1 protein-coding gene is annotated in these 1,450 nt (G+C 63.4%); it reads right to left on the bottom strand.

Annotation, left to right across the window (positions count from 1 at the left end; genetic code table 11):
- Window positions 1-7: 7 nt before the first annotated feature.
- Entirely contained in the window at window positions 8-1,399 is a 1,392-nt protein-coding gene (locus tag KVY23_RS24810; RefSeq protein WP_230558535.1) for an IS30 family transposase, read from the bottom strand.
- Window positions 1,400-1,450: the final 51 nt, after the last annotated feature.

Genomic DNA, 1,450 nt, shown 5'->3' with positions numbered 1-1,450 from the left:
GGCGGATTCAACCCGTCGTCGCAACACCGCGTCGTGGGACCGAGTATAACTGCTCTGCAAGCACTTCCGCTGGTGTTCTCCACCCGAGTGTCTTCCGAGGCCGATCGTTGAGCGCGGCGGCGACAGCTCGAACTTCGCGAATGTCGTACCGCGCCAAATCGGTTCCCTTCGGGAAATACTGTCGCAGCAGCCCATTGGTGTTCTCGTTCGTGCCTCGCTGCCACGGACTGTACGGGTCGCAGAAGTACACCTTGATTCCGGTCGCCGCGGTCAGCTCGGCGTGGCGAGCCAGTTCCTTGCCTCGGTCCCAGGTCACGGACCTGCGCAGATGCTCCGGCAGTGGTGTCATCGCCGCAGCCAGAGCATCACGGACCGACTCGGACCCGTACCCGGACAGGGCCGGCCCGTTCTTCACCGGCGGCGCTTCACCGTACCCGTCCTTGCGTGGAAGATGCAGCAGCGTAGTGAATCTGCTGGTCCGTTCGACCAGCGTGCCCACAGCGGACCGATTGAGTCCGATGATCAGGTCCCCTTCCCAATGGCCAGGTGTCGTTCGGTTGTCGACCTCGTCCGGGCGGGCGGCGATGGTGACGTCGTCGGTGATAAACCCTGTTCGAAGCTTCTTCGCTCGCGCCCGTGGTTTGCGCAGTGCCCGGCCGGTGCGCAGACACGCCACCAACTCTCGTTCCAACGCGCCACGGCCTTCGATGTAGAGAGCTTGATATATCGCTTCGTGAGAGATGCGCATCGACTCGTCGTCGGGAAAATCGATCGGCAACCGGTTTGCGATCTGCTCAGGACTCCACGCGCTCGCCCACCGCCGGTCCGCCCGCCGCGGCTTGTTGCGGCCCTTCCACGACGCGAACGGACCCACAACGTCGCCATTCTCATCGCGGAGTACACCAGACAGCTTCTCCTGCACATACTCTCGAAGGCGTTCGTGCTCAAGAAGTTTGGCTACCTTCGGTCGCCTCGCCGCGAGATCGGCCTTCCACTGGGCCACCGAGGCACGGTACTCGAGCTTCCCGCTGCGAGTCGCCGCGTTCCGGCGGATCTCGCGTGAGATGGTCGACGGTGATCGCCCGATGCGATCTGCGATAGTGCGCATGCTCAACCCTTCGGCCACCATGACAGCGATATCCTCACGTTCAGAAAAGGACAGGTACCTCCCCGACTCCGGGGCCAACGAAATAGGTGGCATTCCCCCAGCGTGCCGGAACCACCGTGATCCCACCGGTCCCGACACGCCGACCGCAATCGCCGCATCCTCACTGGTGAGGCCTTCGGCGATCCTCCCCCAAAACGCTCGTTCGAGATCCCGACGTACAGGTGGCCGTCCTGGCGAGCGCATCACCGCTCGCCCGGTCAATGCTGCGGCCCAATCCGGCACTCGTCCCATCAAAACCCCTTTTCCCCTTGGGGTGTTGCGTCGACCGCTTGAACCTGGTCA

The sequence above is a fragment of the Rhodococcus sp. I2R genome, assembly GCF_020889545.1.
GTDB lineage: Bacteria > Actinomycetota > Actinomycetes > Mycobacteriales > Mycobacteriaceae > Rhodococcoides.
Note: the sequence above shows the minus strand (reverse complement) of the source record. Positions and strands in the feature narration are given on the sequence as shown.